We start from the raw sequence: 22,027 nt of genomic DNA, 5'->3' as shown, positions 1-22,027 counted from the left end.
CGTCCTTTGGTACGCTATCCGTGTTTCAGCAATATGATTATGGTATTGGATGGTAAATCTGTAACACGCATCTGCGTAATAAAATGCCACCATGGACGTTTGTAAAGTTGGTAGACATTACGAAAGTCTAAATTATTTGCGAAAAAACCGCAGGAAATTTGAATTTTTTTGAAAAAAGGGTACTAGCCCATCCTCCAACAGTCTCAAAAATTTCCTTACTTTTGTAATAACAGTATAACGAAGGGATCAGGTATGCGCAGACAACACACGGCATTTTTCCATCAAACGGGGCTACTCGCCCTATTCGCCGTGCTGTGTTTTGCCCTGGTTGCTTCATGTCCGGTAAAACGCCTCATTTTTGATCTTCCATCCACGGGCAGCGGCGGGGCACACCAGCCCGTGCACATGATACATGCCGGTCATGTTACGCCCTGTGCCACGAATAATACCGTTGCGCATGTTTCCCGGCTGGATCTTCGGCAACATGGTTTTAACACGCTTACCGGCCTGCTGTTTCTCGCGATTCCCTGCCTTCGCTGGAATCCAGCTGTACCGCTGTTCAGCGTTCTTTTCTACCGATACCGGAACCGCCCCGCTCCCGGGATTCCGCTGTTCCTGAAAAACAGCATGCTTCTCTTATAGCTTCGCGTACCCGCAGTGGACCGCTCACATAAGTCCCGACGGTCCGGTCACCCCTTTTTGTCCGGTAGTTTTTACAATGCCGGCATCCTTACGCTTTTGCAGCTATGATCATGAATATCAAAAAACATTTCACGGTATCCAATGCCATCAGCGCCTTAATGGTTCTCTTTATACTGGCCATGGTCGCTTTTCCCTCATTCAAAGGAACGGTAATGCAGCAACTTCTGAAAACCGGTCTTTTTTCACCCGACGTCTCCGGCAGCGATGGTGGAAAACCACTCACCGGGTTTCTACCGGCCGAAACCGCATCCATCCAGTTTAAGGATCCGCAGGGTCGTATTGTTTCCTTAGGCGACCAGCGGGGCAAGGTGGTATTTCTTAATTTCTGGGCTACCTGGTGCCCGCCCTGCATCGCGGAAATGCCTTCTATCCAGCAATTTTACGACCGGTTTAACGATGACGGACAGGTTGTATTCCTACTGGTGGATGTGGACAACCAGCGCGCCAAGGCCGACAAGTTCATGCACAAGCATGATTTTACCCTGCCTGTCTACACTCCCGCCGGACCAATACCCGACACGTATATGGGCGGATCCATTCCCACCACACTGGTACTCAATAAATACGGCCAGGTGGTCTTTAAACACGAGGGTATGGGCGACTATTCCAATGCGGAATTCCACACCTTCATTACCCAATTAATTAACGAATAACGACCCGATTAACTATGCAAATCATGAAACAGTCTTTTTTTATCTCCGCCATTATCGTACTATTTATTAGCCTGTCCTGTTCCAGTACGGACGGGCAAACCCAGGCCCCGTTCCGCCTTACGGGTGAAATTATACATCCTGCTAACGACCGGACCGTCCAGCTATACGAAGGGGAATCCCTGGTGGACTCTACGATACTGGACAGCAAAAACAGCTTTGCCTTTGAACGGAAAGTTGACGAACCTACACTCTTTACCCTGCTGATCGGTCCCCAGTCATATACCCTGCTGTTACAGAACGGCGATGAATTGACATTCCGGGCCGATCTGGCCGAGGACGGCACCTACGAAGTATCCGGTTCGGAAGTCAACACCAAGCTGCAGACGCTGACCCGCATCAGCACAGCGCTTGAGGAAGAACAGCAGGCCATTATGGACGAGTTTGAAAACCGGGTAGGGGCTGGTGAAGACATACAGGCAGTCCGCACGGAACTAACAACCAAAAGCCAGCAGTCGCTGGATGCCCGGGCCCGTGAAATCTATGATTTTTCAAATGAAAACCGGGAAAACCTCGCCGGATTGTATGGCATGCTCCTGCTGTTCAACGTGGATGCTGAGGGATACGAGTCCGAACTATTCGATTACGCCGAAGAGGCCGGAACACGTTTTCCCGAAAACACCATGGCACAGAATTTTTCCGAACACCTGGGCAGCATGAAAAGGCTGGCCGTCGGTCAGCCGGCACCGGATTTTTCCTCCACCACTCCAGAAGGGAAAACCGTACGCCTGTCTGACTTCCGCGGTAAGTACGTGCTGCTTGATTTTTGGGCTGCCTGGTGTACGCCCTGCCGCATCGAGAACCCGAATATCGTGACCCAGTACCACGCATTCAAGGACAAGGGTTTTACAGTACTCGGCGTGTCGCTTGACCGGACCCGGGAGGCCTGGGTAAGCGCCATCGGGGAAGACAAGCTGGAATGGACACAGGTTTCCGACCTGAAAGAATGGAACGGCGAGGTTGCCCGGCTGTATAACATCAACGCCATTCCGGCCTCTTTCCTTGTCGGGCCGGATGGCAAGCTGGTAGCCAAAAACCTTCGGGGTCCGGATTTAGCCCGTTTCCTTAGCGAAACGCTGGATTAACGCTTGTCACACCCGCTCCGCCGCACGTTTACGGCGGGGCGGTCCATGGCCGGATCCATAGCATATAGCGGAGGTTACCCCGGGCAGCCGGCTCAGTGGAACGCTGAGTTTTCAACAATTATTTTACATACCGGGTATGTACTTATGCGGTATATTTGGTACATGTATGGGAGAAGCACAACGCTTTCCTGTCATCAACAACAATTATATCCTAAAAAACATGAATTTACTCCGCATTGAACTACCCTCCCGCTTGCATGACTACGGCTTGCTGGTATTCCGCTTGGCCTTTGGGTTCTGCATCCTGAACGGACATGGTCTCCGTAAGCTCGGCCGGTTATTCGGCTCCGAAGAAATCCAGTTTGCCGACCCTTTCGGATTTGGCGCCGCCGCTTCGCTCGGACTGGCCACTTTTGCAGAAGTAATCTGTGCTATACTGCTAATGCTGGGACTGTTTACCCGGCTCGCGCTGATTCCGCTGATCATCGTCGTTAGCACGGCGTTTTTTACCGTTCATTTTGATCAGACATTCGGTCAGCAGGAAACCGTGATTCTGTTTGGATGTGCTTTCATCGCCCTGCTCCTTACCGGACCCGGACGTTTTTCGCTGGATGCCCTCTTTTTCACAAAAGCCCGCTAACTTCTTTCCACCAGTATCTTGGGAAATCCGCCGCAGGCGCGGTCTTTTATTCATTGGAAACCGACCTACCCGTAGCGGCTGTTTCCCGATTGTACCTATTCCGGTATTCAAGGGGCGACATGCCCGTCAGCTTTCTGAACACCTCCCGGAAGGCCTTTTCATCGGCATAGCCCGCCTCGTACATCACCTCGTTGATCGTTTTCCGGGTCGTTTCAAATGCTTTCTTTGCCGATTCGACCTTTATCCGCTGCAGGTATTCCGCGGGCGTATTCCCTGTAGCCTTTATAAACCGCCGGTCAAAGTTCCGCCTCCCCACGGCGAACCGTTGTGAGAGGTCGCCCATGGATATTTTCTCCGGGAAATGCATTTCCATGTATTGCTGCGCCTTTCTGACCATTTCATCACCATGTGTCTTCTGACCGGTAAAAATAGCAAAGACCGACTGCGTCTGCCGGTCTATTTCTACCTGAAAAATCTTCGCACAGTAAATCGCCGTTTCCCGGTCGTAATACTTTTCAACCAGGTACAGCAACAGGTTTAAGAACGAATAACCACCTCCGTTTGTGTAAATGCCATGCTCATCGGTAATTACCTGTTCCGTTTTCAACTGCACATTTGGGAATAGTGTCCGGAAATGGTCCGCTGAATTCCAATGGATGGAACAGCTCCGTTTCTCGAGCAGGCCACTTGATGCCAACATAAATGCGCCGGTACACATACTGGCCACTTCCGCACCATTTTCATACTGTTCGCGAAGCCAGTCAATCAACACCCTGTTGCCCTGCTTCGCCTGTGTAAACTCCGGTGTCAGCGAAGGGATCAGGATCAGGTCCGTTTTTCGCAGCGAAGTGATGTTTACCTGCGGCTTTATGGTGAGCAGCCCGTTAATGAATGCCGCCTCGCCGGCAACCCCGGCCGTTTCGATCCGGAACAGTGCCTGCTTTCCCTGTTTTTGCCAATAGTCATTGGCGCCGGTAAATAGCTGATAGGCTCCCACAATGCAGGCCACCGTGCTGTTCGCCGTCTGTACATCCGGCACAAGGATAGTGAGGTGTTTCATATTTACAAACTTACGATGTTAAGCTGTCTAAATCAACCCGCCAGAATGTCTATTTTACCCCCGGTTCCCCTGCATTTCTATTCCTACTTTTGAATTGTAAACGGATATATCATTTTATAATCAACGATTTAGCTCATGGAAAATCAACATTTCAACACGGAAATTACCTTCAACGCTACTCCCCAACAGGTATTCCAAGCCGTGAATCAGGTGCGTCAGTGGTGGTCCGAAAACATCACTGGCGATACCGACAGGTTACACGGCGAATTCTCGTACCGCTATCAGGATGTACACCATTGCCGGATCCGCATCACCGAATGGGTTCCCAATGAAAAAGTAGTGTGGCATGTAGTTGACAACTATTTTAATTTTACCGGCGATCCCCGCGAATGGACCGGCACCAATATCATTTTCGAGCTTTCCGAAAAAGACGGAAAAACCCATCTCCAATTTACGCACCAGGGACTGGTGCCATCGTACGAATGTTTCCAGGTCTGCCACGATGCGTGGACGCATTATATACAGGGCAGCTTGGCGGCACTGGTCCGGACGGGCCAGGGCAGTCCTACACCCAAAGCCGCTGAAGCCACGCCTTCGGAGGCCCTGTCCGCAAATCCGGCACCGGCCGAACACGCAACCACAAGCATCTGGCACCGGCTGCTCATTGAAACCCCGGTCGAAACCATCTATAACGCATTGACCACGCAAGAGGGCCTGGCAGGCTGGTGGACGCCCACAACCCACGCCGAACCCGTGGTTGGCAGTACGTCCAGGTTTACCTTTGCGGACTATGTGAAAGAAATGAAAGTCGAGGAGCTTATACCATACAGCCACGTAAAATGGCGCTGTATCACCGGATTTGCCGACTGGATAGGCACCACCATAACGTTTACGCTGGAACCCCGTTCCAATGGCTCCTTATTATTTCTCCGGCACGAAGGGTGGGCAGCCTACACACCGGACCTTGCATCCTGCACCTATGACTGGGGCATGTTCCTGAGAAGCCTAAAATTCCTTTGTGAAACCGGAAAAGGCCTGCCCTATCCGCATCAGTATGAATAAGGCTGCTTACTGTGTATGCAGCAACTGTCCCGAAGTGCTTCATATAATCAGATTTAAATAAATCACATTCCAATAGCGCAAACCTGCGGAGCCTTTTTCAATTCGCTTCGCAGGCATCGCTATTTTTTTTGCAACATCCTTTCTGATTATTTTCTATATTTGCTTGGCCCGGCGGCCAATAACGCAATTAAACCACCGCCTTCACTTCTCATCCTAACTTAACTAAAATGGCGGGCCAACCTGAAGATTCTGCTTTGCTGATCCAGATCGGCAAAAAACTACGGCAAGTGTATGTTCCAGGAGGCAACTGGCGGATTCCTGACGATGTTACCCCGCAGCTGGAGATGCTCGACCGGCTTGCCTGGCAAAGCAACCGGATGTATTCCCTGTTTGATTTCTCGAAACCCGATTACCTATATTACAGCAGCAACCTTTCAGTCCTCATTGGCCTGGAGGTCAGCGCTGACGGTCCCCTGAAATGGGACTCACAGTATCTCAGCGTCGTCCAGAACCGGAAAAGCATTTCGGATTTTATCACCATTCGCCAACAGCTGCTTCAATCGGTTCCGGCACGCACGGGTGCTTTACCCCTTTCGTCGGTATGCGGTGGTACCATCGTCAATCTACGCAACCAGCGGATGCGTCTGCACTACCGTTGTAAACCGCTGGTTATGGACGATACAGGAAACGTGATGCTCAGCTTCGATTACCTGGAGGATATTACCCCCCTGATGACATCCACTGAGGGTTACTGGATGCGTTTTCTCATTGGCGAGCATACTGTCCACTGGCACTCCAGTACCCGCCGGATTGTTCATAAAGACATCATTTCACCCCGGGAAAAAAACCTGATCTCCCTCTGGCGTCACGGGCACTCCGTTGCCGAAATCGCTGAAATCGCCTGTGTAAATCCACAGACCGCCAAAAACCAGTTAAACACGGTTCGGAATCGCCTTTTTGCCCGTGACAACACTTCGCTTGCCCAACTATGCACCCTCACCAGTCTACTTGAGCCCGCGTTCTGATTATTTTTGGTATGGTATACTATTGTTTCCATCGGTTTAAACCGATAGTATTGTACGGCTTTTCCGATCCACATACAAACGATAATACATACGCACTTATTTCCAACCTGATCTGTAAATGTTCTTATTTGTTGTGTCCCCCCACTACAGGTCATTACCGGCAGCCTACCATCCAATGCGCAATTCAATCGCTTGGCACCCGCTGCCGGTTCTTTATTTCACAAAACCACCCAGCGCATCATGTTAAAAATACCGGTAGCAGGCCACAGCATCCTATCCGTCCCGGCTAATGCCCCCTACCACCGGGTGTTAATACTGTTATATCGTTAAAACGATATCCTGGAACCGGCGGATGCGAACCTCTCCCCTAAATCCATCGTCGAAATATTCACTTACTTTCAGCCTTACACCCTCCCGTATTTCATTGATGTCTTCGCCAAAGACAACCATTCCGATATTACCTTCCACGGCAACAAGGGAGTTATCGTCTCCATCCAACACAACAAATATAAGCTCGTCTGTTTTCATGCTTAACATTTTAAGATGACTGCATCCTGGGTAATCCGCACCAGGTTGTACGCTGTGCTGTAATATTGCCATGTCCTAGGCGTTAATGTTACTGTCGTATGCGGTCATCGGTCTGTTTATCCGACGCGATACCGCGAAAATGATAACTCTCATTGGTTGCTTATACGTGAATAAAACGGATGTCACCTTTATATTCACCGTCGTAATATTCATCTACCTTAAGCACCACGCCGTCCCGTATTTCGTTGATGTCCTCGCCAAAAACCACCAGTCCGATGTTATCTTCAACGGCCATGAGGGAATTGTTCTCCCCCTCCAGCACCACAAATATGAGTTCGTCTGTTTTCATGCATAAAATTCTAAGATGACTTCGCATCCCGGCCTAATACGCCAATACGGTCACCTCCGTCCGCCTGTTGGCCTGGTGGGCTTCACGGGAGCAGGCAACCCCGTTGCCGCAATCGTTCACCAGCCTGGTTTCACCGTATCCTTTCGCTTCCATGCGCTCACGCGCAATGCCCCGACTTACCAGGTAATCCACCGCAGCCTGGGCTCTTCGCTGGGATAACGCCATATTATAAGCGTCACTGCCCCGGCTGTCCGTATGGCTCGACAGTTCGATCTTCAATGTCGGATTGTCGCGCATCGTACGTACCAGTTCATCCAGTATTGCAGCAGCATCCGGCCGGATGTTATGCTTGTCGAAGTCGTAGTAAATGTTCTCCAATTCAAATGTATCCCCCACCTTAAATACCGGTTCCAGCAGCAACGCAGCCTCCAGCGTGTCCGATTTCGAAATACCTATTGTACTTACGCTGGCCGAGTCGGCGTGGTAACCCTCCTTTTGTCCGAGCACCGTGTAGGTCTGGTTGCGGTCCAGTACAAATTCAAAAGTCCCCGAACCGTCGCTGCTTTTCCGGGCGACAATTTCCCGCTTTCCGTCAAACAGCGTCACAGCTGCCGCCGCGATGCGGTCGCCCGTCTGTTTGTCCGAAGTGGTACCGCGTAAGATGATGATGATCTTCGGCTTTTCGTAGCTAAACGAATAGATGTCGTCATTGCCCTGTCCCCCTTTGCGGTTGGAGGATAAATAGCCCGCCAGACTTTCTTCCCCATCCAGTGTAAGGACATAAGCAAAATCATCACCTGATGAATTAACCGGATACCGCAGGTTCCGCGGTTCCGTCCACTGCCCCCGGCTGCCGGTCGACCGGAACACATCCAGGCCGCCCATGCCTGCAAAGCCATCGCTTGAATAATACAGCGTATGGTCAGGACCGATGTTCGGGAACAGTTCGTTACCACTGCTATTAATCCGTTCTCCCGCATTTACCGGTTCACCCCAGCTTCCATCTGTCTGTTTTTCGCTGAACCAGATGTCCGTACCACCCTGCCCCCCTGGCATATCACTGACATAATAGAGGGTATTGCCGTCTTGGCTCAATGCCGCATGCCCCAGTGAATATTCCTGCACATTGTTATAAGCAAATGGCTCAGCCGACCACGTGCCATCATTATTGCGTGTGTAACAGTACAGTTCCAAATTACGCGTCAGGAATTTCTGCCGGTCTTCCCGGGTCCGCTCTCCTTCCCTGCCTGGGTAGGTCCGGGTAATAAAAAGCGTGTTGCCCGTGGCGTCGGCGGCAACCGGACCCAAGTGATAGGATGCATCATTGATTTCCCCTACCGCCAGGGCCGGATTCGTCAGCGTATTATCGTCGGAGCGGTCCGCCGTATAAATCCGAAGAAACGAATTTCCCGTCCAGCCATATGTGCCCTTGCGTTGCACTACGCCTTCCGGTTCACCGGCATAATATACCCTGCCATCCATGGGAAAAACCGCAAATTCACCCTGCGGGGTATTCACCCCTTCGTTGCGCAGTCTATGCGCGGTTGGATCCGCCATCCACACCAGTGCCGAATCACAGCCTGCAAGCTGCACGGTAACCCGGTCGCTATCACCTGTTTCGGAAGCATAGGCCTCCAGCTGATTACGCGCTTCGGCGTATTTGCCATTGGCCTTCAGCACCTCGCCATAAACAATCCTGTTTTCGGCAGGGCTCTCCTCGTGGGCAACCACACGCGCATACCAGTTTTCGGCCGACTCGTAATCGTTAAGTTTCAGGTAGCTGTCCGCAAGGCGCTCCAGGTCGTTCAGCCTCGGCCGCTTAGTATCCACCAGTTTCGTATACAGCGGTATCGCATTTGCATATTCATATTGCCTGTAAAGCTGCTCGGCACGATCGCGGAGGCTGGGCTGTTCCTGCGCGCAGGCTCTTGAAAGCATCAACATGACCAGTGTCAGCAGCGTGACTAATCCAAGGGCAACCATCGAATAGATTTTTACCCATGTCCCTGATCTCCTATCTTTCATTTGGATGTAATTATTCATTCCCATTATATTTCAGTAGGCGCTATTTGTCAAAAAAACCGCGGACTCAGCAGCCGGTTACTCCGCTGTCCGAAAGTGATACCCAGTGTTATTTCGTGTGAGCCATTCTGTACACCGCTCAGCTGGCTCAGGATGTAGTCGTAAGAATAGCCGATCCGGAACGACTCGGTAGCATACAATTGGGCAATGGCCGAAACCGAGTTCAATCCATTCAGGTTATTTCCACTGAACCGGTTGTATTCCCGCTCGAACACGGCAACACCTGTACGCCATCCGCCGCCGATCCAGAACCGGTCGCCGAAAATAAACATGGCATTCAGGTCGAGGCTCGTCGGCCCCTCAAAGTCTTCCTTCACCAGCAGGCTCGGCCGCAGTTTCAGGCCTTCCGACAGGTCAAACAAAGCCCCACCGATAAAATAGAAATGCCGTTTGCGGCGCAGGTTGTCGGTGGTGGTATTGTCCCAGCGGAAAATGTTATTGCTCTGGTCGCCCGAAAGCAGGTCCATCACCGATACACCGGCATACCAGCGGGGATTGTAGTAATAGACGCCAAACCGCACATCCGGGATGAAGCTGTTAATCTTCCCCGAAGGGAGCAACTGATCGTTCCCGTCATTCGGACGCAGCATGCCGCCATCCAGTCCATACTGCGTTACACCGGCACCGACCCCAAAGCTCAACCGCTGCGTATCCTCGTCATTCAGCCGTAACCGGAATGCGTAGTTCAGGTATGCCGAAGAGGCCGCCTGCGGACCCAGCCGATCGGCTGTCAGCTGCAGGCCTACCCCATGCCGCTTGTTGACGGGGTCCACTACCCCGTCAACGGACAGTGCCGCCGTCTGCGGGGCACCCTCAATACCCACCCACTGGCTGCGCAACCCCAATTGACCAAACCATTCCTCCTTATATCCGGTGTAAGCCGGGTTCACGCTCATCGAATTAAAAATGTACTGCGTAAACTGGATGTTTTGCTGGGCATTGGCCGTTAGGGCCGGGCCAACCGCAAATAACCATATCGTTGCTTTTATTAGTCTTCTCATATTCTTCGAATTCATGCTTGCCAATCCGCTGTTATTTCCGTTTTACCAATACCCAGCCTTTGTGCACCGTTTCTTTCCCGTTCTTCTTCAGGGTAATCAGGTAATAGTACGTACCCTCATTCAGTCCCTGGCCATCCCAGTCCTGCCGATAATTAGCACTCCGGTACACCTGGTTACCCCAGCGGTTGAAGATGGTTACCTCCGCATTATCATAGTCTTCCAGGCCAACGATGACAAACCGGTCGTTCCGTCCGTCACCGTTCGGCGTAATCACGTTCGGAATCTGGAATCCGGAAGTCGTGATTTCCACCGCAGCCACATTCGTCCAATTCCCATTCGCATCCCGGACGCGATACGTGAACCGGTCACTTCCGGTATAATACTGGTTCGGCGTATAGGTTACCGTACCGTCTGGATTTATGACTACCGTACCAAACTGCGGCTGGTCGACTATTTCGATGGCTGTCAGATCGAAGGGGGCACCATCGGCCACATCATTATCCAATATTGGAACCTTGACCGGCGTATTGAAGGTCGTTTCCACGCGGTCATCCACTGCCTCGGGCTCGCTCCTTATTACGGTAACGGTGATTGCTGCCGGATCGGACTGCAGCCCGTTCGTATCACTTACCACATACTGGATGCCGCTCTCGCCGAAGAACCCATCTACCGGCGTAAATACAATAGTGCCATCGGGTTGTACTGTATATGTACCTTCATTTGGAATGGTCACCTCTTTCACCTGTCCGCCAGTTTCCGGATCAATCACATATACTGTCGACGGATCGAGCGGACTGCTGCCCTCCCGGTCGTTGTCCAGTACCGGAATTGAAACCGGTGTTTGCTGTGGCGTGTTAATTGCGTCATTTACCGCCACTGGTCCTTCCGCTACCGGCACCGTTGTCGGCGTGTCGTTGTCTATACCTGTACCCGACACATCGGTTACCGTTTCCCCATTCGGCGTTTCCGCTCCGATGGTTGCCGTATTCACAATCTCCCCGGCCGCGATATCAGCCGCCGTCACGATATAAGCCGCCTCATAGGTCAGGCTATTACCCGGCAGCAGCGTACCACTGACCGGTACATTTACCAAGCCGAGCTTGGCATCCGTCAGCCGGAAGTTCGTGAGCGACACATTGCCGGTATTGTGAATGGTGAATGTAAACATCATCTCGTCGCCGATAATAAACCGCCCATCCCGGCCCGTACCGCTGTTGGACACCGCCTTAACCAACGCAACCGATGGCGACATGTTGACCGGTGTTACCGTACAATCCGGACAGGCGGGATCCACTGGTGCATCCGGGTCTTGCGGATCCGGGTCATGCGAGTCCTGATCGATGGGATCACCTTCGGGTGTTTTTCCGGTTACTTTCGCCGAATTGTATACGTATCCAGCATCCACATCTGCCTGGGTAATGGTATGCCTGGCCGTTACGTCAACCGTTGCACCGGGTGCCAATGTCGCAATCGTTGCCGGTGTAACACTACCCGCATCGGCGTTAGCATCCGTTATCACAATGTCGCGGAGCGTTACATTTCCGGTATTGCGTACGGTTATATCGTAGGTAATTACATCGCCTACCTGTGCATAGTTACCTTCCCGTGCCGATTTAATCACGTCGATTTCCGCGCGTTGGGGAACATCTACCACGGTCGGCACCCCTGGATTACCCGGCGTGCCCGGATTATCCGGATCCGGTGTAGACGGGACAGGCGTTATCGGTGTAGCAGGATTGCCCGGATCGGTCGTCGGAGGCGTACCCGTTACCGAGGCCTGGTTCTCCACATTGCCCGCATCCTTATCGGCCTGTGTCAATGCGTATGTTGCCGCGTAAGTGGCTACTTCGGCAGGCACAAGCGTGCCAGCCGGACTACCATTGCTGTTGGAAACAAACGCCGGAACCGGTGCCGTACCTGTACCGCTGAAGCCGGTTTCAGCCAGCGTAATACCCGTCATGGTTACGTTGCCGGTATTAGTTACCGTGAACGTATAAGTAATTGTATTGCCATCGGTAGCCAGCACGCCCGTTTTTGCAAATGATAACGATGGGGTCTGGACCACATCCGTATCCGTCGGGTCGTTCGGGTCAGGCGTGCCCGGATCATCCGAGTCATCCGTCACCGGATCCCCGTTCGGGTCATCGCCCGCAGCCGTGGCCTGGTTGCTCACGCTGCCGTTGTTCAGGTCAGTCAGGGTGACCTCATGGGTAACCGTGATGGTCACGCTCTCCGTTGGATCCAGCGTGCCGATGTTCTCCTCGCCCGCAGGGATATCCGCATTGGCGTCCGTCAGCACGATGTTATCGATCGTCACGTTGCCCGTGTTCGTCACAACAATATCGTAGGTGATTATGTCGCCGACCGCATTATAAGGGCCAGCGCTTGTAATGGTCTTGGTTACCGTCAGCTCCGGGGTCTGCACCACGTCCGTGTCCGTCGGGTCGTTGGGAACACCCGGTGTGCCCGGATCATCCGAGTCATCCGTCACCGGATCCCCGTTCGGGTCATCGCCCGCGGCCGTGGCCTGGTTGCTTACGCTGCCGTTGTTCAGGTCCGTCAGGGTAACCTCATGCGTAACCGTGATGGTCACGCTTTCCGTCGGGTCAAGCGTGCCGATGCTCTCCTCACCCGCAGGGATATCCGCATTGGCATCCGTCAGCACGATGTTGTCGATCGTTACGTTGCCCGTATTGGTCACAACAATATCGTAGGTGATTATGTCGCCCACTGCGTTGTAAGGACCCGCGCTTGTAATCGTTTTCGTGACTGTCAGCTCCGGGGTCTGTACCACGTCCGTGTCCGTCGGGTCGTTGGGAACACCCGGTGTACCCGGGTCATCCGAATCCTCCGTCACCGGGTCACCGTTCGGGTCATCGCCCGCAGCCGTGGCCTGGTTGCTCACGCTGCCGTTGTTCAGGTCCGTCAGGGTAACCTCATGGGTAACCGTGATGGTTACGCTTTCCGTCGGGTCAAGCGTGCCGATATTCTCCTCGCCAGCCGGGATATCCGCATTGGCATCCGTCAGTACGATGTTATCGATCGTTACGTTGCCCGTGTTCGTCACAACAATATCGTAGGTGATCTCCTGGCCCACCGCATTGTACGGACCCGCACTCGTGATGATCTTGGTTACCGTCAGCTCCGGGGTCTGCGTACCCGGCGTAGTTACCTCGCCGTCATTCGGATCCTCCGGATTGACGGGATCACCGTCCGGATCATCACCCGTAGCCGTAACCGTATTCACTACCGAACCCGTATTCAGGTCGGACTGCTGTATCGTATAGGTTGTTGTGAAAACCTCTGTATCCAACGAGGCCAGGGAGGTAATCGTCTCTGAAAGTCCTGTAAGCGGGTCGGTAACGATAATATCCGTCAGCTCCACATTGCCGGTATTGGTTACCGTAATCGTGTAATTGATCTTATCGCCAACCGCTTCAAACGTACCTCCGGCACGCACAACATTGGCGGCATCCGTCACCGATGTAACCGTTTTAACCAGTGTAAACGACGGGTTTGGCGGACTCGGCGTTACCGAGGCCTCATCAAAATTATCCGTCTGGTCAGCGTCCACCGCATCCAGCGCCTGGATATTGACCAGATTTCGATAATCACCGGTTGCATTGACGGTTGCCTGGATCGCCAGTTCCTCTTCGGCACCAATCGGCATCGTGCCGATATCCCATAAACCCGTCACGGGGTCGTAGGTTCCCTGCGAAGGCGTAGCCGACACAAACGTATACCCTGATGGCAGTAAATCCCTTACTTCCGCCTGCGTCACTTCGTTCCCTTCGGGAATATTTTTATTTATTGCCTTGATGTTGAACGTCACGGTACCACCCACTATCGGTGTGGCGTTGTCCACTGTCTTTTCAACCGACAAATCTGTTTCCCGTAATCCGATGATTTGGTGTAATAAGACACCAGAATCGTAGGATGGATCCCCCACATCCGCAATGGCCACCTTAAATCGGTAGGTAGCGCCGGGCGTCAGCCCGGCAATATCCCGCGTGATTGCCTTGGTGACCCCATTATATTCAATATGAACCGGGAATGGCCCTGGCTGCGGATTTGTATTTGTCTGCCCATCATTCCGGTGACCGTTGTTGATATAAAACTCGGTTTGCCCTAGGTTGACCGCAGTACCATCTGAAGACGCACCCAATACCCCGCCATTGACCGAATTCACCGCAATGACGTCATTATTGGAGGGTAAAAGCGCAAAATTCTGCGGTGTCGTACCGTTACCAATACCCGGTCCAGACACGAAGAAACCAAACAGGTCATTATAGACACTGCCCACATAGTCGGGGTATTCTTCGGAGCCAAACTGGAACACAATCCGAATTCCGGTTACTTCCGGCTCAAGCGTGATGTCAAAGGAATACGAGACCGTGTTATATGCTGCCTGCGAATTGATTGCAATTAGATTTGCATCCGTTCCAGAACTTCCGGGGTCATTTGACGTAACAGCACGTGTATTTCTGGTGGTTAGATCACTTCCTGCATTCCCTGTGGAAAACAGCACACCCTGATCCATCCCAAAGCCGGCTCCGGAATTTCCATTAGTGAAAGTAGCAATCTGGGAAGTTCGATTTCCACGTTCCAACGACGGGCTTGTAATGCCGATACCCGAGCCGGTCAACGCATTGATAATGGCAGCATCAGCCGGGTTTGTCGAAAAACTTGCCTGTCCGAATGCACTGGGCATTACCATTAAGCAAAGGGCAACAAGACCTAATACATAGCTTTTTATCCGCATGGAGTTCGCGTAAAATTTATTCATAGATAGCAGGCTTAGTTTTTTTCATTAATTCCGAACCAACGATTTATCAGGCCCAGGTCAATCAACCGCAGGTAGACATCTTCTCCCAGCAATTCCCGCAGTTTTCGGGCACTCGCCTGCATGTTTAATTCCCAGCGCGGACCGGTAGCTTCATGCTGTTCGAGGTATTGATATTTCCCTAAAAACATATTATACACATAGTCTTCCTGCAATTTTGAAAGCTGTGCACTTTCCTTCAGGGTCGCCAGGTCGCGGGTCGCCAGCTGCGCAGCCGTTGATTCGTCGTTATTTCCTGCCGGGTGGCTCTGTGCCCATGAAGAAGGTACGGCACATAGCAGGATTAGGAAGGTAATCACACACGATACCATGAAATTGATTTTCATCCTTGTTCTCCCAGTGGGAGTCGGTGTCAGCAATTGGCTTAAATTGTTCATTTGATAGTGCAGAATTGACTAAGTTGGTGGTTATTCGCTCGGCATCGGTTGTCCGCTTCACGAATCAAAATCGCCCATAGCGCTGGTTCTTCGGTATTTGAAGACCAATCTGTGTAACCGTTCCGTGGATGCCAAAAAACCTTGGCATATAAATTGATCACGGTATTCTGAAGATATCAGCGTTAAAACAGGCCTAAGTTTCTTTTACTAAATTTCAATTTTCTTTGATAGAATATTTTTCACAAAGAAATGGAGATAAGTCTATTATATCACTACACTACATACACAATAACATTTTTTGGCTATTATGATTTTATAAAATAACCTATTTATGTCATTTTATATCCGTAAGCTGATCCGAGCAAAAAAAAGGCTACTGTCATGTAAATGAACCTTTAATTAATTGATTTAGCCGGTATTATCAAGAAGTACAGATAACAAAAACATGTTATTGAACCATGCTTATACCACATTAATTAGTCACTAAAATCAATCGATACCCAAACAGGCCTAATGCATCATAAATCAAAATCAATACTTTTGCTACATTGGCACTGACCTATGGAGCGAACTAATACCACAGCTATCGTCTTTGACGACCACCGCCTGTTTGCGGATTCCTTTTCGGCACTGATCGAAAGGCTGGAAATTTTTCACGCTGTGCATGCTTTTAACGAGGAACGGGAACTGACCCAGTTCCTGATCAAGCATTCCCAGTTGCCGATCTGCCTGTTCCTGGACTATTACCTGAAGAATAAAAACGCCCTTCCGCTCATCAATGAGGTCAAGCGCCTGAACCGTAAGGTGACGGTCATTGTCATCAGCTCGGTCGTTAACCCCACTACCGTGGCCAACATCATGGCGTACAATCCCAAAGGACTGATTAGCAAGTCGTCTGGCTTTGACACCATTCTTGAATGTTTAGCGACCATAGATCGCGGCGAACAGTACGTTTGTCCGGTAATCAGTAAAATTCTGGAAGACCTGAACCAAACCATCGAAATTCCTTTTACCGTTCGTGAATTGGAAATTTTACAGTATTTTGCACAAGGGCTATCCATTGCACAAACGGCCGATCAGACACACCTGAGCAAGCATACAATTGTCGCGCATCGGCGTAAGATGATGGCTAAGGCGCACGTAAATTCCATTACGGAATTGCTGGCGTATGCCCGTACACAGGAATTAATCTGATCACGAACCACCACTTCAGTGCGTATTACTTATGACTATCAACTTCTACCTACCGGCAAGGAAATTTATTTTCCTTGCCATTTTATTTTTTCTCCTGGCGAGTATCGGTCAGATTGCCAGCGCGCAACCGGCATCCCGCGCACAGCAGGAATTTGACAAGCTGGCCAACGCTTATCATTCCAATAGCATATCCGCAGACCAATACCTGGCTAAAGCCGATTCGCTGACACACCGCCTGTTCTCGGAGGGAAAACACTTTGAAACCAGGGAACTGGTAGACCTGCTCGAGCTGTATGAGGACATTGCCTGGAATAAAGTCGCACACAGCCGTGGCCGCATCAGCTATTATTTCCTCTTTTTTAACAACGCGCGCATGTTTAAAAAGCGGGGGGCATCCATGTACTACGCCGAAAAAATTACGGAGGAATATAAAAAGGCCGGCGAGGAGCATCCACTGGTCGAACAACTGCAAAAAACCAGGATCTATCAGGAGTTGCGGTTGTACGATAGCGTCCTCTCGGTCTATGAACCGGAGCGCAGCTACCTGGTTAGCCTGCCCGAGCGCCTCCGCTCAGGTCAGGTTGACCTTTCCGTGGGCCTGAACGCCATGTACATTTTATCACCCGTACTATCGGGATATATCAAGATGAATGACACCGCAGCGGTCTACCAAACCGCAGACCTCAGCAGGCAGATTGGCCATGCCCTCCAACAAAAAGATTCGATTACCCGGAGCCAGCTGCTGTACAATGACCTGTTACTGATCGACACGGACCACTCCATAGCTAAATTTGAGCACCGCTATGATAGCGTAGCCACCATCCTGAATCGCATGGAGGCACTGAAGACCACCTACAGTGACCAAGTGACAAACTTTATCGATTTCAACCTGGTCCGTCTGCGTTTAGAAAACTACCGCGATCGACAGCAGGTAGACAGCCTTCGGCGCTATCTCGAAAAATACAAGTCTTCGCCTGTTTTCGGCGACAGTCAACAGGCAGACGTTGCTGAATTTACAGGCCAGCTACAGGCCATGCAGGGCAATTACCGCGATGCCTATGCGTCGCTTACTGACGCACTCAATCATGAACGCGACCTGCAAATGGCCCTAATGTCGGAAGCGAGCGACCTGCTATATGCCTATACCCAAGCTGAGCACAGCGAAATTTCCCTTCGCCGGGCAGAGCACGTGAAAGAGCGACGGACCGTTTGGCTGGTGATCATTTCGGCCGTAGCATCGGCAGTGGTACTGGCCATATACCTGCTTATGCTCCGCCGGAGCCGGAAAGCGAAAGAACAGGTAGAAGCCCTTAACCACGTAGCCAACATGCAGGTCATCGCCATGGAAGAAGCGAAACACCAGGCAATCAGGGACGAACAGCAACGGCTGGGCCAGGACCTCCACGATAACCTGTCGGCTTCCATCGCGGGCATCAAGCACCAGCTGGAAGTGTTAATGATGTCAACCGAAGAGTTGCCGCTGAAGACTAAACTAGGCACCCTGCAAACCAGTTTAACGTACGCGTATGATGCGGCCCGCAACAAAAGCCACGAATGGTTCTACGCCGCGGAAGGACAGCAGGAACAATCACTGGAAACCCAGATTAACCTATTGGCAGACAGCGCGCTGCCAGATAACCGATACCGCAAGCATATTGAGATTGATAATGGTGCTTTGCGCCAGGTCAATATCGACACCCGGATTGCGCTGCTCCGCATCATCCAGGAAGCCATTACCAACATCATCAAACACGCCAAAGCCACGGCGGTGGATATTTTAATCTATGCGGAAACGGATAGCCTTGTCCTGACGATCAAAGACGACGGAAAGGGTTCGGACAGCATGAAGCTGGACGACAGCAAATCAAAAATGGGCCTGCAATCTATCCGCCGCCGCGTGCAGTACCTGAATGGCGACATGACCCTGCATTCCGACACGACCGGCACCGAAATCATGGTATCCATCCCGCTGAATTTGCCGCAGTAATACCGGTATGCCTATGAATGCCATTTGATTTAGGTAGCTTTGCTCCCTCGCGTGCGATTTACTTTTCAGTGTTCCGACGTCAACGCATTGTTACCCGTCTGACGCCCGTTTATTGTTATATTTACAGGTATCAGGTTTATTATCACACCCTAAACTGCAACACATGCACATACAATCGATCTGTACCGCCATCATGGTGCTATACGTAACTACCGCCACCGCATTTGCTAAGCAGGAAGGCACTAACACGCCGGACATCAGCAGCCTTAAACGGCAACTGGACAATAATAAACTGGACACCAAACATTACCTGGATGCCGTGGACGACTGGATCACTATCCAATTTGCCTCCGGCATGCACTATGATCGGGATACGCTGATGCACCGGCTAATGCATTACCGAAGGCTGGCGTGGAGTGCCGATTCCCTGAATGCCTACCGGATCAACTACTACATCAGCCTGAGCAATAATGCCAATTACGGAAACCGGGAAGGGGAAAGCGTCTACTTTCTGGAAAAAGCCGAACAGGAAATCCTGGCTGCGTACGGCGAGAAACCCCTATTGGTTGCAGGTCGCAAAAGCAACACCTATATCGATAAACGGAACTACGACAACGTAATCCGAACATACGAAAAAGAACGGGCTTATATCGAGCAATTTCCGGAATTGCTCCGAAAGAAGTCCATCAACTTAAATATTGCCATCAGCTTTATCAACGTGCTGGATCCCGCCATCCACGCATACGCCGCTAAAAACGATACCGCCAACGTCGCAAAAACACTCGCCCTGGCCGAGGCGATCTACGCCCCCTTGGTTGAGCAAATCAAACCCACCTCGGCCAACGCGTTTATCACGGCGTTCTATATGAAAGAGCTTTATTATTACAAATACGCTACTTTACTGAAAGACCGGGAGCAAACTGCCCACGCCCTGGCGGATATGGAACAGGCGCTGTATGGCGACACTACCCGGCCTGCCCCGCTGATCGGCATGCTCGAGCCAGTGCTGGTTACCAAACAGGTAGAATACCACCTAACCTACAAAAACAACGACAGCGCCGCCCACTACCTGGCCAAACTGAAATCAATGCCGGGTGTCTTTACCGATCATGATTTCACGCTGCACCGTTTTGAAGCCGAATTGCTGGCCAACCAGGGGCTGTACCAAACCGCCTATGAACGCGCCAAAGCCGCTACGCAGTCCATCGATTCCATCCAATCCATTCTGGTCAACGATATTGACACGCTGCTGTATGCCCATACCGACGCCGAATACAGCCGGCTGGCATTGCAGGAATCAGAACACGTCAAAAACCAGCGCAAGTGGTGGCTGATCGGCATTATTTTACTTTCCATCGGCGGGATCGTTGGCATTTCCTTCTTACTGGCCCGGAAAAGCAAACAGGCCAAAAAGCTGATCGACAAACTCAATAACGCCGCCAACCTCCAGGTAGCGGCCATGGAGGAGATTACCGCCCAAGCGGTACGCCAGGAGCAACAGCGGCTGGGGCGCGACCTGCATGACGGCCTGTCGGCTACCCTGGCAGCCATAAAACACCAGATTGAATTGCTGACGATTGACAACCCCAATGAAGATATTAACACCAAGCTGGTCGAAATCAGCGAATATGTGGAACAGGCGCATGCCATTGCGCGCGGAAAAAGCCATCAATGGTACCGGGACGGGGAGGCCTTCCGCGAATCTGATTTTCAGAACCACATCCAAACCCTGCTCGACAGCGCGCTGCCGGACAGCCGGTATGCAAAAGCGGTACACGTGGATGACGCCGTCCTTTCCGATGTTACCCTGGAAACCCGCATCGAACTGCTGCGTATTATTCAGGAAGGCGTTACAAATATTATCCGGCACGCCCGGGCAACCAAAGTGAATGTATTAATCTACAACGAGGCGAATCGCTTGGTCTTAAGTATAGCAGACAATGGCCGGGGGCTCAGCATACGGCCGCACGCCAACGGACAGGGTTTGGGGCTGCCATCGATTGAACACCGGGTGGCGGCGTTGGGAGGCTCCCTGGCGGTAAACAACGGCGGGTCGGGTGTGGAGCTGATTGCGTATATCCCCCAACCGGCTTAACGGCGGATGCGGATTACCCGGGTTGTTTTTAAGCGCAGGCAGGCATTGTATCTCCTGGTGAATTTACCTATGTTTGTTTTAACGATTCCACCTTTCATTTGCATATTATGGAAAAGGTACAAATGCCCCCCAAACAGAAAAGTCCGTTCCGGAAGTTCATGTATATTGCCGGGTTCGGTCTACTCGTCATTGCGGCCGCCCTCATCTGGTGGAAGTATTACTATGTATTCGGCGAAGGGGTAAAATCAGGCCAGCTCAACTACGTCGTCAAAAAAGGCAATATCTTTAAGACCTACGAAGGCAAACTGATACAGGTAGGGCTGCGTTCGGCTAATGCAGGCACTATCCAGTCCAACGAATTTGAGTTTTCAGTGGAAGACGACAGCATCGCCAACGTACTGATGCTCAATAGCGGCAAAACGTTTGACCTGCATTACAAAGAATACAAAAAAGCCATTCCCTGGCGCGGGTTCAGTGTTTTCATTGTGGATAGCATTATTGATATGCGTCCGTAACACAGCGTAATCTATCTCCTGAGTAATTGGCAATCTGTGTAGTTGTCACGTGATACTCCTGATCTGTTAGAAAGTAACGTATTGCAAATAACCTCTTTAATAAGGAATTATGTATATTTGCATATCAGCATTTGCATTATGATCGATTTGCGGCTACAAGAGATTATCAAAGAAACCACGGCGAAATACCAGCCTTCGCTGATTGGTGTTTTTGGTTCATACGCAAGAGGAGAACAAAACAACCGTAGCGATCTTGACATCCTGATTGATTTTAATCATCGGGTGAATCTATTAGAATTGATCCATCTTGAAGCCGAATTATCTAAACGATTAGGTATCAAAGTGGATTTAGTAACCGCCAAATCCCTGCATCAGCATTTAAAGCCGCTGATTGAGCGGGATCTCATCCGGATTACCTAATGGATAAATCGCCATCCATCTATCTTTTACATATTCAGGATTGTATATCCCGCATCCGCGCCTACACAAAAAACATTGATGAGCAAGCATTTCTCCGGGATTTTCTCATCCAGGATGCCGTGATAAGGAATTTTGAAGTCATCGGCGAGGCCGTTAAAAAAATTAATCCTGCTATTCGAAAAAAATACCCCGAAATTCCCTGGAAAAACATAGCTGGTATGCGCGACAAATTAATTCATGATTACATGGGGGTGGATGCAAGTGCCGTTTGGGGCGTCATTGAAGATGTATTACCCGATTTCGAGCAACGGATAAAGCATATAATCGGCGAAATAGCTAATTAAAACCTACC

General features: G+C 51.0%; 19 protein-coding genes. 12 read left to right on the top strand and 7 right to left on the bottom strand.

Going from position 1 to position 22,027, the window contains the following annotated elements:
* Positions 1–252: 252 nt before the first annotated feature.
* From NEV57_RS13140 to NEV57_RS13125, 4 genes are all read left to right on the top strand, one after another.
* Positions 253–642, top strand: a complete 390-nt coding sequence (locus NEV57_RS13140) for a hypothetical protein (protein WP_257658796.1) — start codon at positions 253–255, stop codon at positions 640–642.
* Positions 643–752: 110 nt separating this feature from the next.
* Entirely contained in the window at positions 753–1,355 is a 603-nt protein-coding gene (locus tag NEV57_RS13135; protein WP_257658795.1) for a TlpA family protein disulfide reductase, read from the top strand.
* A 23-nt stretch (positions 1,356–1,378) separates the two neighbouring features.
* Positions 1,379–2,497 carry a TlpA disulfide reductase family protein gene (locus NEV57_RS13130; protein ID WP_257658794.1) on the top strand — a complete coding sequence of 373 codons (1,119 nt, stop codon included), beginning with the start codon at positions 1,379–1,381 and terminating at the stop codon, positions 2,495–2,497.
* Between the two features lie 166 nt (positions 2,498–2,663).
* Positions 2,664–3,137 carry a DoxX family protein gene (locus tag NEV57_RS13125; protein ID WP_257658793.1) on the top strand — a complete coding sequence of 158 codons (474 nt, stop codon included), beginning with the start codon at positions 2,664–2,666 and terminating at the stop codon, positions 3,135–3,137.
* Positions 3,138–3,183: 46 nt separating this feature from the next.
* Here NEV57_RS13125 and NEV57_RS13120 read toward each other — a convergent pair whose 3' ends face one another.
* Positions 3,184–4,197 carry a GlxA family transcriptional regulator gene (locus NEV57_RS13120; RefSeq protein ID WP_257658792.1) on the bottom strand — a complete coding sequence of 338 codons (1,014 nt, stop codon included), beginning with the start codon at positions 4,195–4,197 and terminating at the stop codon, positions 3,184–3,186.
* A gap of 135 nt (positions 4,198–4,332) precedes the next feature.
* Here NEV57_RS13120 and NEV57_RS13115 point away from each other — a divergent pair, with 135 nt between their 5' ends.
* Together NEV57_RS13115 and NEV57_RS13110 are read left to right on the top strand one after the other, a co-directional pair.
* Positions 4,333–5,259 (top strand): SRPBCC family protein, encoded by a 927-nt coding sequence (locus NEV57_RS13115; protein WP_257658791.1) that lies wholly within the window; start codon positions 4,333–4,335, stop codon positions 5,257–5,259.
* Between the two features lie 227 nt (positions 5,260–5,486).
* Positions 5,487–6,284 carry a helix-turn-helix transcriptional regulator gene (locus tag NEV57_RS13110; protein WP_257658790.1) on the top strand — a complete coding sequence of 266 codons (798 nt, stop codon included), beginning with the start codon at positions 5,487–5,489 and terminating at the stop codon, positions 6,282–6,284.
* A 318-nt stretch (positions 6,285–6,602) separates the two neighbouring features.
* On the opposite strand, the gene NEV57_RS13105 is transcribed toward NEV57_RS13110, so the two are convergent.
* The 6 genes from NEV57_RS13105 to NEV57_RS13080 all read right to left on the bottom strand — a co-directional run bounded on the left by NEV57_RS13105 (position 6,603) and on the right by NEV57_RS13080 (position 15,464).
* Positions 6,603–6,812: a hypothetical protein gene (locus tag NEV57_RS13105; RefSeq protein ID WP_257658789.1), complete on the bottom strand. Its 210-nt coding sequence runs from the start codon at positions 6,810–6,812 to the stop codon at positions 6,603–6,605.
* Between the two features lie 160 nt (positions 6,813–6,972).
* Positions 6,973–7,161: a hypothetical protein gene (locus tag NEV57_RS13100; RefSeq protein ID WP_257658788.1), complete on the bottom strand. Its 189-nt coding sequence runs from the start codon at positions 7,159–7,161 to the stop codon at positions 6,973–6,975.
* Positions 7,162–7,194: 33 nt separating this feature from the next.
* Positions 7,195–9,186: an OmpA family protein gene (locus tag NEV57_RS13095; RefSeq protein WP_257658787.1), complete on the bottom strand. Its 1,992-nt coding sequence runs from the start codon at positions 9,184–9,186 to the stop codon at positions 7,195–7,197.
* Between the two features lie 47 nt (positions 9,187–9,233).
* On the bottom strand, positions 9,234–10,244 hold the full coding sequence (locus NEV57_RS13090; RefSeq protein ID WP_257658786.1) for a PorP/SprF family type IX secretion system membrane protein: 1,011 nt from the start codon (positions 10,242–10,244) through the stop codon (positions 9,234–9,236).
* Positions 10,245–10,275: 31 nt separating this feature from the next.
* Positions 10,276–15,030, bottom strand: coding sequence for a CLIPPER-2 domain-containing protein (locus tag NEV57_RS13085; RefSeq protein WP_257658785.1), 4,755 nt, complete (start codon positions 15,028–15,030; stop codon positions 10,276–10,278).
* Positions 15,031–15,041: 11 nt separating this feature from the next.
* Positions 15,042–15,464, bottom strand: a complete 423-nt coding sequence (locus NEV57_RS13080) for a hypothetical protein (protein WP_257658784.1) — start codon at positions 15,462–15,464, stop codon at positions 15,042–15,044.
* A gap of 561 nt (positions 15,465–16,025) precedes the next feature.
* Here NEV57_RS13080 and NEV57_RS13075 point away from each other — a divergent pair.
* From NEV57_RS13075 to NEV57_RS13050, 6 genes are all read left to right on the top strand, one after another.
* A complete protein-coding gene (locus tag NEV57_RS13075; protein WP_257658783.1) occupies positions 16,026–16,658 on the top strand; it encodes a response regulator transcription factor in 633 nt (210 codons plus the stop codon).
* A 31-nt stretch (positions 16,659–16,689) separates the two neighbouring features.
* Entirely contained in the window at positions 16,690–18,645 is a 1,956-nt protein-coding gene (locus NEV57_RS13070) for a sensor histidine kinase (protein ID WP_257658782.1), read from the top strand.
* A gap of 163 nt (positions 18,646–18,808) precedes the next feature.
* Positions 18,809–20,740, top strand: coding sequence for a sensor histidine kinase (locus NEV57_RS13065; protein ID WP_257658781.1), 1,932 nt, complete (start codon positions 18,809–18,811; stop codon positions 20,738–20,740).
* A 107-nt stretch (positions 20,741–20,847) separates the two neighbouring features.
* Positions 20,848–21,255, top strand: a complete 408-nt coding sequence (locus tag NEV57_RS13060) for a hypothetical protein (protein WP_257658780.1) — start codon at positions 20,848–20,850, stop codon at positions 21,253–21,255.
* Between the two features lie 138 nt (positions 21,256–21,393).
* On the top strand, positions 21,394–21,675 hold the full coding sequence (locus NEV57_RS13055; RefSeq protein WP_257658779.1) for a nucleotidyltransferase family protein: 282 nt from the start codon (positions 21,394–21,396) through the stop codon (positions 21,673–21,675).
* The gene (locus tag NEV57_RS13050; protein WP_257658778.1) at positions 21,675–22,019 is read left to right on the top strand and encodes a HepT-like ribonuclease domain-containing protein; all 345 of its coding nucleotides are present in this window, start codon (positions 21,675–21,677) and stop codon (positions 22,017–22,019) included. Before NEV57_RS13055 ends, NEV57_RS13050 begins: the two co-directional genes overlap by 1 nt.
* The last annotated feature ends 8 nt before the right edge of the window (positions 22,020–22,027 follow it).

Source organism: Parapedobacter lycopersici (assembly GCF_024643285.1).
GTDB classification, from domain to species: domain Bacteria; phylum Bacteroidota; class Bacteroidia; order Sphingobacteriales; family Sphingobacteriaceae; genus Parapedobacter; species Parapedobacter lycopersici.
This window is presented reverse-complemented; position numbering and strand designations above follow the sequence as displayed.